This window comes from Streptomyces sp. NPDC007095, from assembly GCF_040634475.1.
Lineage (GTDB): Bacteria > Actinomycetota > Actinomycetes > Streptomycetales > Streptomycetaceae > Streptomyces.
In genome coordinates, this window is record NZ_JBEYFS010000326.1 from 1 (window position 1) to 9,408 (window position 9,408).

9 protein-coding genes are annotated in these 9,408 nt (G+C 72.2%); 8 read left to right on the forward strand and 1 reads right to left on the reverse strand.

The window, feature by feature from the left end; translation table 11 throughout:
- Positions 1-97 precede the first annotated feature (97 nt).
- Entirely contained in the window at positions 98-901 is an 804-nt protein-coding gene (locus ABZ656_RS53210) for a nuclease-related domain-containing protein (RefSeq protein WP_101400641.1), read from the reverse strand.
- Between the two features lie 88 nt (positions 902-989).
- Here ABZ656_RS53210 and ABZ656_RS53215 point away from each other — a divergent pair, with 88 nt between their 5' ends.
- The 8 genes from ABZ656_RS53215 to ABZ656_RS53250 all read left to right on the forward strand — a co-directional run bounded on the left by ABZ656_RS53215 (position 990) and on the right by ABZ656_RS53250 (position 9,306).
- Positions 990-1,496: a dual specificity protein phosphatase family protein gene (locus ABZ656_RS53215; RefSeq protein WP_101403744.1), complete on the forward strand. Its 507-nt coding sequence runs from the start codon at positions 990-992 to the stop codon at positions 1,494-1,496.
- Between the two features lie 198 nt (positions 1,497-1,694).
- Positions 1,695-2,501, forward strand: coding sequence for a hypothetical protein (locus tag ABZ656_RS53220; protein ID WP_360279305.1), 807 nt, complete (start codon positions 1,695-1,697; stop codon positions 2,499-2,501).
- On the forward strand, positions 2,498-3,835 hold the full coding sequence (locus tag ABZ656_RS53225; RefSeq protein WP_360279308.1) for a HAMP domain-containing sensor histidine kinase: 1,338 nt from the start codon (positions 2,498-2,500) through the stop codon (positions 3,833-3,835). The genes ABZ656_RS53220 and ABZ656_RS53225 overlap by 4 nt, the downstream gene beginning before the upstream one ends.
- 101 nt (positions 3,836-3,936) lie before the next feature.
- Positions 3,937-4,458 carry an SH3 domain-containing protein gene (locus ABZ656_RS53230; protein WP_101400638.1) on the forward strand — a complete coding sequence of 174 codons (522 nt, stop codon included), beginning with the start codon at positions 3,937-3,939 and terminating at the stop codon, positions 4,456-4,458.
- A gap of 79 nt (positions 4,459-4,537) precedes the next feature.
- On the forward strand, positions 4,538-5,932 hold the full coding sequence (locus tag ABZ656_RS53235) for an FtsW/RodA/SpoVE family cell cycle protein (RefSeq protein ID WP_101400637.1): 1,395 nt from the start codon (positions 4,538-4,540) through the stop codon (positions 5,930-5,932).
- Positions 5,929-7,383, forward strand: coding sequence for a penicillin-binding transpeptidase domain-containing protein (locus ABZ656_RS53240; RefSeq protein ID WP_101400636.1), 1,455 nt, complete (start codon positions 5,929-5,931; stop codon positions 7,381-7,383). Before ABZ656_RS53235 ends, ABZ656_RS53240 begins: the two co-directional genes overlap by 4 nt.
- A gap of 130 nt (positions 7,384-7,513) precedes the next feature.
- The gene (locus ABZ656_RS53245; protein WP_360279312.1) at positions 7,514-8,584 is read left to right on the forward strand and encodes a permease; all 1,071 of its coding nucleotides are present in this window, start codon (positions 7,514-7,516) and stop codon (positions 8,582-8,584) included.
- Entirely contained in the window at positions 8,581-9,306 is a 726-nt protein-coding gene (locus ABZ656_RS53250; RefSeq protein WP_101400634.1) for a TIGR03943 family protein, read from the forward strand. Before ABZ656_RS53245 ends, ABZ656_RS53250 begins: the two co-directional genes overlap by 4 nt.
- Positions 9,307-9,408: the final 102 nt, after the last annotated feature.

Consider the following 9,408-nt stretch of genomic DNA (forward strand, 5'->3'; position numbering starts at 1 on the left):
CCTCGTACTGGATGTACTCGGGTCTGGGCCCGGTGCGGCGAGAGTGCGTGCATGGCGTCGCGGGGCAGGCGGGAATTTGACGACAGGGCCTAGGGGGTCACGTTCGTAGCCATGTGTGGCGGTCGCGGGCCATCGCGTGGAGTGCCTCCACGTCCGCCGGCTTCAGGACACCTCCGAGGCCGGCCAACGAGGACAGGTCGGTGTCCTGGAGGACTCGGACCTCGCGGAGGGGGGCGAGGACATCGAGGTCGGCGGGGCCGGCCACGGCCAGGACGGCGTGGACCTCGGCGGTCAGCGCGTACGAGGCCCGGTCGGCGTCGGCACGAACCCGGCGCAGAAGCGGATACGGCTCCCGGCGGCCGACGGTGACCATGGGGTCGGTGACGAGAACCCGCTGCTTGCGGGCGTACAGGGAGCGCAGGGCGAAGATGCCGCCGGGGCCGATCAGCAAGTGATGGACGCGGTCGCCGCCGGGGAGCGGGATGGAGTGGAGGGTGTGCCAGCCCGCGCCCTCCAGACGGTCCAGTGCCTCCCCGACCGCGTGCTCGGCGGCGAGCGCACGGCGTCGCGGGTCGGGCCGCAGGCGGCGCGCCGGTCCCGGGTCTCGGTCGAGGTCGATCATCAGCGCCTCGCCGGGCCGGTTCGGCGCGAGGTCGTCGTCCGGGTGGAGGGTCAGCCGGGCCAGTTCCGCGGGGGTCGGGACCGGTGGGGGCCCCACGGTCACAGGGCCGGTCAGGAACGGGCCGAGCGCGTCGAGCACGTCCTCCCGCCGCTCCTCGCTGAGCAGATTGACGCGGGCTGCCTCACGGTCGTACCAGGCGACGTTCCTCCCGTCGGTCAGGCACACGTACAGGCGCTCCTGCCCGTGGCGCCAGGTCGGTATGACGCGCAGTCCGTTCATGCACCATCACCCCATGACCATGGGAACAGGCGGGGTGCTCCAGGGGCAAGAACCCGGTTACCTTTGTGAGCAGTTGTGGGAGGCGCTGTTGCGGACTCGCAGAAAGCAACCCGATGTGCCCGCTCCGGACAGCCCGTGGAGCGAGATCGTGCCTGGCCTGTGGATGGGCGGGCACGCGTTCGCGGGGCGTACCGGCGAGCCGGAATTCGCGGTCGTGAGGGATGAGTTCGACCTGGTCCTGACGCTGCTGCGGCTGCCGGGGCACGGCCCCGACCCGGGCGTCGAGCACCATGTGTGGCCGATTCCGGACGGTCCCCTGGACGGGACACAGCTCGCGGGGGTGATCCGGCTCGCGCGGGCCGCGGACGACGCGCTGGAGGACGGGCGCCGCGTCCTGGTCCGCTGCTATCACGGCTACAACCGCTCGGGGCTCGTGATCGCGCACGCGCTGGTCCTCGCGGGACACAGCTCCGACGAGGCGATCCGGCTGATCCGGAGCCGCCGCTCACCCTGGGCCCTGCACAACGAACTGTTCGTGGAGTACCTGCGCGCCGGTCTGCCCACGGCCCGCCTCCTGGAGGAGCTGGCGGAGTAGCCCCTCTCTTGCGTCGCCCGCACGTCCGGTACACCACGGCCTCACACCCTCACCAGCCCCACCGACCCCACCCGCGAACAAAAAGGACTTCCCTACGAATATGGTGTAGGCCGTCGGTTTCGTCGATTTCACGCCGACCTCGCGCACCGAGCCGTCCCCCTGGCGCCGGAACGAGGCCGGCCCGGACGCAGGAGAGCAGTGACCCCCACCCGGCCCAGCCGCCTCGTGCTCGCAGTCCTCGTCGCCCTGCTGGCGGCGGCCGTGGCGGGCTGCGGCGACTCCGGTGCCCTGCGGGGCGCGGGGGCGACGCCCACCGCCGTCGGCCCGGCCCGGCTCTGGCCCGAGCTGCCGCCCGCGTCGACGGCCGCCCTCGACTACGGCGAGGCGGACACCGAGACGGTCACGGGCATCACGGCGCCGGGCGACGACATCCACAAGGTGGACCCGATCGCCGTGTTCCGTGCCGAGGTCGGCCGCCACCCGGACGAGTACAGCGCCGTCCACGCCCCGTACCGTGAGACGGCCCGGCAGCTCAAGTACTGCACCGGCAAGGACACGCTCGGCGGGAAGTGCCCGATCCTCCAGGCGTACTACCGTGATCTCACGGGTGACCGGAAGGACGACCTGGTGCTCGGCATCCGCTTTCCGCAGAATCAGCTGGCGGTGCGTGTGTACACCTTCGAGCACCACAAGCTGGTCCAGATCATGGGCACCGCGGACAGCACGATCAGCGTCGAGGTCGCGGGCCGTGACGTGATCATCCGCTCGCCCTCGACCCTGCCGGGCTACGAGTACCGCACAGTGTGGAACTGGGACCCGCACCAGCACGCGATGCTGGCGACCCGGGACGAGATCCTCCGCGTGGGCACGCCCAGGCCCACCAGGCGCGGCACCGTCGCACCCGTCCCCTCGGCACCCCCCGCCCCGCCGGTCTCGCCCTCAGCCTCTCCGTCGGCCTCCCCCTCCGCCTCCCCCACACCGTCGACCGCCGCGAGCGCCCCATGAGGCTGCCCCCGAGCCGCCTCCGGCCGCCCCGCCGTCTCCCCCACTGGGCCGCCACCCTCACCTGGAAGGCCGCCGCCTTCATCACGGTGATGTGCTGCGGTCTCGCCGCTCTGCTCGGCGTGCTCGTGCATGTCTCGGTGACCAACCAGACCGTCGGCGAGGCCCGCGGCCGGGCGCTCGACCGGCTGGCGGAGGTGACGGCGGACTACGAGGCGGGCGAGCGGCTGCCGCCGGGCGCGGGGGTGGATCTCCCCGGGCTGCCGGCGCCGCTGCGCGAGCTGGCGACGGACGGGCACCGCGGCACGATGGTCGGGGGCAACGACCCGCACCCCACCATGTGGGCGGCCGGACCCGCGAGCGGCGGCCGGGCGCTCGCCGTGCAGTTCGACTACTCGCAGGGCGCGCACGCCATCGACGCCCTGGACCGGTCGATCGTATGGTCCTCGGCGCTGGCGATCGGCGCGACGCTGCTGGTGGGGGTGTTCGCGGTGACGCGGGTGACCCGTCGGCTGCACGCGACGGCACAGGTGGCCCGGCGGATCAGCGCGGGCGACCTGGACGCGCGCGTCAACGATCCCCGTACGGCCGTGGACCCCCGAACGCGGTACCCGGCGGGCCCCCAGGACGAGGTGGCCGCGGTCGCCGGGGCCCTCGACACCATGGCGTCCTCGCTGCAGAGCAAGCTGATGAGCGAGCAGCGCTTCACCGCGGACGTGGCGCACGAGCTGCGCACCCCGCTGACCGGGCTGCACGCGGCGGCGGAGCTGCTGCCGCCGGGCCGGCCGACGGAGCTGGTCCGGGACCGGGTGGCCACGCTGCGGACGCTCACCGAGGATTTGCTGGAGATCTCCCGGCTGGACGCCGGGCGGGAGCTGCTGGAGCTGGACTCGGAGCCGCTGGCCCCGCTGGCCGAGCGGGTGGTGCGGGCGTCGGGCACCGAGACCGAGGTGCGGGTCGTGCGTGACGCCCGGGTGGAGACCGACCGGCGCCGTCTGGAGCGGGTGCTCGGCAATCTGGTGGCCAACGCGCACAAGCACGGGGCGGGCCCGGTGGTGCTGACCGTCGACGGCCCGGTGGTGACGGTGCGTGACCACGGCGATGGCTATCCGGAGTACCTGCTGGAGCACGGGCCGCAGCGGTTCCGTACGGAGGGCGGTTCGAAGGGACATGGGCTGGGGCTGACGATCGCGCTCGGCCAGGCGGAGGTGCTGGGCGCGCGGCTGGTCTTCGCCAACGCTCCCGAGGGCGGTGCGATCGCGACGCTGACGCTTCCTCAGGACGATCGGGGCGCGCCCGGACCGAGCGGCGGGGAAGGGCCGACCGGGGCACGCTGAGCGTCCTCGCGTCCCCGATGGCTCAGTGCGGCCTGCGCGTATCCCAACCCACTCCTAATGTGGCGATCAGTCAGATAAGTCACATTTCCGGAGGAGCCCCCATGTCCCTGCGCCACACCCTTGCCCGCACCGGGATGGTGCTCGCCACCGGCACGCTCATCGCGGCCGCGGGCGCCGGACCCGCCCTCGCCGCCGGCAAGCCCACCGCGATCGCGGGCACCGGACCCGGCATCGCCGACGACTTCGGGAGCTCCGTCCGCGACTGGGACAGCCGCGACTGGGACAGCCTCGACTGGGACAACGGCGACGACCCCTACTTCGACGACGACGGTCTGGGCGACGAGCGCTTCGAGGACCCGTACGACGACGGACGGTTCAACGACCACCGCCGCTTCGAGGGCCGGATCATCTCCCGCAACGGCCTCGCGCTGCACAACCGGCCCGACCGTCGCAGCCGGATCATCCGTATCGCGCCGTTCGGCGAGCGGGTCCACATCTACTGCAAGACCAGGGGCGAGCGCGTGGGCGGCAACCCGATCTGGTACCTGATCACCGACGGCACCTGGTCCTGGGGCTCGGCGCAGCACATCGACAACATCGGCCCGTCCCCGCGCTGGTGCTGACGCCGGTCGCGTCCATCGGATCGGCCTGTCTGTCACCACTTAACGGGACATCAGGTTCACCGCTTGCTACGTTCCGGACATGATTCAGCCCGGAATGCCCGGAATTCCCGGTACGCGGGGAACGGCCGTGGCAGCGGACCCGCCCACCCCCGCTGTCCGCCTGCCCCGGCGCCGTGGCATCGAGTTCACCCTGATCGTCATGGCCGTACTGCTGTCCGTGTTCGGCTACTGCGCGGTCGGATACGCACGGCACGGCACCCTTCCGCCCGGCGCCGCGGTCTACGGCGCCGGGCTCGGCGTGCTCGCACTCCTCGCGCATCTCGCGGTGCGGCTGCGGGCGCCGTACGCCGATCCCCTGCTGCTGCCCATCGCCGTCCTGCTCAACGGCCTTGGCCTGGTGCTGATCTACCGCCTGGACCTGGAGACCCCGGGCGACCGGGCCGCCCCCGTCCAGCTCATCTGGTCGACGCTCGGCGTCGCGCTCTTCATCGGGGTCGTCCTCTTCCTGCGCGACCATCGCGTCCTGCAGCGCTACACCTACCTCTCGGTCGTCACGGCGCTGGGCCTGCTGGTCCTGCCCATTTTCTTCCCCGCCGTGAACGGCGCCCGGATCTGGATCCGGATCGCCGGGTTCTCCATCCAGCCGGGCGAGTTCGCGAAGATGCTGCTCGCGGTCTTCTTCGCCGGCTACCTCGCGGCCAACCGCAACGCGCTCGCCTACGCGGGCCGCCCCGTCTGGCGGTTCAAGCGGCTCCAGCTGCCCACCGGCCGTGTCCTCGGCCCGATCGTCGCGATCTGGCTGCTGAGTGTGCTGGTCCTGGTCCTGGAGCGGGACCTCGGCACCTCGCTGCTGTTCTTCGGCCTCTTCGTGATCATGCTGTACGTCGCCACCGGCCGCACCGGCTGGATCGCTGTGGGCCTGCTGCTCGCCTGTGTGGGCGCGGTGGCCGTCGGCTGGCTGGAACCGCACGTCCACAGCCGGGTGCAGGACTGGCTGCACCCCTTCGCGACGATCGAGGCGGGCCAGGGGCCGAACCAGCTCGCCCAGTCCCTTTTCGCGTTCGCCGCGGGCGGGATGCTGGGCACCGGCCTCGGGCTCGGCCACTCCATCCTCATCGGGTTCGCCGCCAAGTCGGACTTCATCCTGGCCACCGCGGGCGAGGAACTGGGCCTCTTCGGACTCTGCGCGATCTTCCTTCTCTACGGCCTCCTCGTGGAACGCGGCTACCGCGCCGGCCTCGCCCTGCGCGACCCCTTCGGGCGGCTCCTCGCCATCGGCCTCACCTCGATCGTGGCGCTCCAGGTCTTCGTGATCGCGGGCGGTGTGACCGGTCTGATCCCGCTGACGGGGCTGGCGATGCCGTTCCTCGCCCAGGGCGGCTCCTCGGTCGTCACCAACTGGATCATCGTCGCGCTGCTGATCCACGTCAGTGACTCGGCACGCAGCCAGTACGACGGGACGGCGGCGCCATGACCAAGTACATCCGCCGGGCCGCCGCTCTCTGCGCCGTGCTGCTGGTGGCCCTCCTCGTCAACGCCACCCGCATCCAGGTCTTCCAGGCCGGGGCGTACGACGACAACCCGGCCAACCGCCGTCAGACGATCGCCCGTTACGGCCAGCCGCGCGGTGACATCCTCGTCGGCGGCCGGCCGGTCACCGGCTCCAGGGACAGCGGCCAGCAGCTCCGCTACGAACGGACCTACACGGACGGCCCGTTGTACGCGCCCGTGACCGGCTTCGCCTCGCAGGTGTACGGAACGACGTTCCTGGAGAACTCCGAGGACGGCATCCTCTCCGGCAGCGACCCGCTGCTCTCGCCGTTCCCCCTGTGGAACGACGCCACCCGCGCCCAGAACCCCGGCGGCAAGGTGGTCACGACGATCGACCCCGCCGCACAGCGCGCGGCGTACCAGGGTCTCGGTTCCCGGCGCGGGGCGGTGGCCGCCGTCGAGCCGTCCACCGGCAGGATCCTCGCACTGGTCTCCACCCCGTCGTACGACCCGGGGGAGCTGTCCGGGACGGGCACGGCGGTCAAGCACGCCTGGGAGCGGCTGAACGGGGCGGCGGACAAGCCGATGCTCAACCGGGCGATCCGGCAGACCTATCCGCCCGGGTCGACGTTCAAGGTGGTGACGGCCGCGGCGGCCCTCGACGCGGGGGTGGTGACGGACCTCGACACGTCGACCGCCTCCCCGGACCCGTACCGGCTGCCCGGCACCACGACCCGGCTGACGAACGAGCTCGAGGGCTGCGAGGACGCCTCACTGCGGTACGCCTTCGAGTGGTCCTGCAACACGGTCTTCGCCAAGCTGGGCGTGGACGTGGGGCTGAGCGACATGACCCGCACGGCGGGGGACTTCGGTTTCAACGACCGTCTGCGGATCCCCTTCTCCGTCGCCCCCAGCAACTTCGACACGACACTCGACAAGGCGCAGCTCGCGCTCTCCTCCATCGGTCAGTTCAACACCCGGGCCACTCCCCTCCAGATGGCGATGATCTCGGCGGCCGTCGCCGGCGGCGGGTCCGTCAAAACGCCCTATCTGGTGGAGAAGACGACCACCCGGAGCGACAGCACGGTGTCGACGACCGGTCCCCGCACGCTCCACCAGGCGATGAACCCGTCGACGGCCATGCGGATGCGCGAGCTGATGACGGACGTGGTGACGGAGGGCACCGGCGCCAACGCCGCGATTCCCGGAGCGACGGTCGGCGGCAAGACCGGGACCGCCCAGCACGGCATCGACAACCTGGGGACGCCGTACGCCTGGTTCATCTCCTGGGCCCAGGCGGACGGCTCGACGGAGCCCGCGGTGGCGGTCGCGGTCGTCGTCGAGGACGCGGCGGCCGACCGCGGGGACATCAGCGGGGGCGGGGACGCGGCACCGATCGCAAAGGCGGTGATGAAGGCGGTACTCCGGTTCTGAGACGGAAGTCGGGGCGCCTTGCGGGAATGAACGCCCCCGCCTGAACGGACGTACCGATACGGGCGTATTTATGGGGAGGGGAACCCACCCACGAGATTCCAGCCCGTGCCCTGCCGGAGGTACCTCGCCCGTGAGCATCACCAAAGCGGCCCCGCCCGGGGCCGACCACCGCGACGCGGCCGCACCGGGCGGTCCACGACAGCAGGCGGCCGCACCGGGCGGCCCGAGGGAACAGGCGGGCGCGTCCCAGGGCTGGCAGTTCAACTCGCCGCTCGTCCTGGTCATGCTGCTGCTCGTCCTGGTGGTGGCTCAGGGACCGATCCGCCGGGCGCTGTCGGTGCCGGTGATGCAGAGCTGGATGACCGTGTTCGTCGCGGTGGTCTGCCAGGCGCTGCCCTTCCTCGTCCTCGGTGTGCTGCTGTCGGCGGCCATCGCGGTGTTCGTGCCGCCGGCGTTCTTCGCCAGGGCGCTGCCGAAGCGGCCCGCGCTGGCCGTGCCGGTCGCCGGGATGGCCGGCGCGGTGCTGCCCGGCTGCGAGTGCGCGTCGGTGCCGGTGGCGGGGGCGCTGGTACGGCGAGGGGTCACGCCCGCGGCGGCGCTGGCGTTCCTGCTGTCGGCGCCCGCGATCAACCCGATCGTGCTGACGGCCACCGCCGTCGCGTTCCCCCGCAACCCCGAGATGGTCGTCGCCCGGTTCGTGGCCAGTCTGCTCGTGGCCTGCGTGATGGGGTGGCTGTGGCAGCGGCTGGGGCGGGCGGACTGGATGCGTCCGCCGGCCCGGCCCTCGCACGAGGGGCTCGGCAAGGGTGCCGCGTTCTGGGATTCCGTACGGCACGACGTGATGCACGCCGGCGGGTTCCTCGTCATCGGGGCGATGGCGGCGGCCACGCTGAAGGCCGTCGTACCGGCGACCTGGCTGCACGCCGCGGCCGCCAACCCGGTGGTGGCGATCCTCGCCCTCGCGGTCCTCGCCGTGCTGCTCTCCATCTGCTCCGAGGCCGACGCGTTCGTCGTCTCCTCGCTGACCCAGTTCTCGCTGACCGCGCGGCTGGCCTTCCTCGTGGTGGGACCGATGATCGACCTGAAACTCTTCGCCATGCAGGCGGGCACGTTCGGCCGTGGGTTCGCCCTGCGGTTCGCGCCCGCCACCTTCGCCCTGGCCATCGTCGGCTCGGTCCTCGTCGGGACGGTGCTGCTGTGAACCGGCAGGCACAGGCGGCGGTCCTGTTCCTCGTCGGCGCGGCGGTCCTGCACGCCGGGCTCACCGACCTCTACCTGCGGTACGTCAAGGCGGGGTTGCGGCCGTTGCTGCTGGCGGCCGGGGTCGTGCTGATCGTGGCGGCGGTGGCGACGGTCTGGTACGAACGGCGGGGTGGGAGCGGGAGTGAAGGCGGCGACGGGCACGGGCACGTCCACCGCGAACCCCGTGTCGCCTGGCTGCTCGTCCTCCCCCTCCTCGCCCTGATCCTGGTCTCCCCGCCCGCGCTGGGCTCCTACAGCGCCATGCACGCCGGTACGGCCCTGCAGGCGCCCCTCGCCTACCCGTCCCTGCCGGCCACCGACCCGCTCCCGCTCGGCGTCGTCGACTACGCGGGCCGCGCCGCCTACGACCACGGCCGCACCCTGGCCCACCGGCGGGTCGAAGTCACCGGCTTCGTCGCCCTCGCCGAGGACGGCACCCCGTACCTGGTCCGGATGGCCCTCAACTGCTGTGCCGCCGACGCCCAGCCGGTCAAGATCGGCCTGACCGGCCACATCCCGCCCGTCCTTCAGCCCGACACCTGGCTTCAGGTCACCGGCACCTACACCGCCAAGCAGACCAAGGACCCCGTCAACGACGGCCGCATCCCGTTCCTCGACGTCACCGCGGCCAAGCCGGTCCCGACCCCGCACGACCCGTACGACGAGAGCTGGAACAACTGAGGACGAGAGCGGCCTAGGTCCTGTCGTCAAATTCCCGTCGTCCGCCCGGAGGGCGGGCCCTGCGGCGTCAGGTGCGTGCTCTCGGCGTGCCGGGCACAGGCC

Coding starts and splice junctions, on each gene's coding strand:
- ABZ656_RS53210 (WP_101400641.1), bottom strand. CDS start 901: ATGAACGGACTGCGCGTCATACCGACCTGGCGCCACGGGCAGGAGCGC.
- ABZ656_RS53225 (WP_360279308.1), top strand. CDS start 2,498: ATGAGGCTGCCCCCGAGCCGCCTCCGGCCGCCCCGCCGTCTCCCCCAC.
- ABZ656_RS53230 (WP_101400638.1), top strand. CDS start 3,937: ATGTCCCTGCGCCACACCCTTGCCCGCACCGGGATGGTGCTCGCCACC.
- ABZ656_RS53235 (WP_101400637.1), top strand. CDS start 4,538: ATGATTCAGCCCGGAATGCCCGGAATTCCCGGTACGCGGGGAACGGCC.
- ABZ656_RS53240 (WP_101400636.1), top strand. CDS start 5,929: ATGACCAAGTACATCCGCCGGGCCGCCGCTCTCTGCGCCGTGCTGCTG.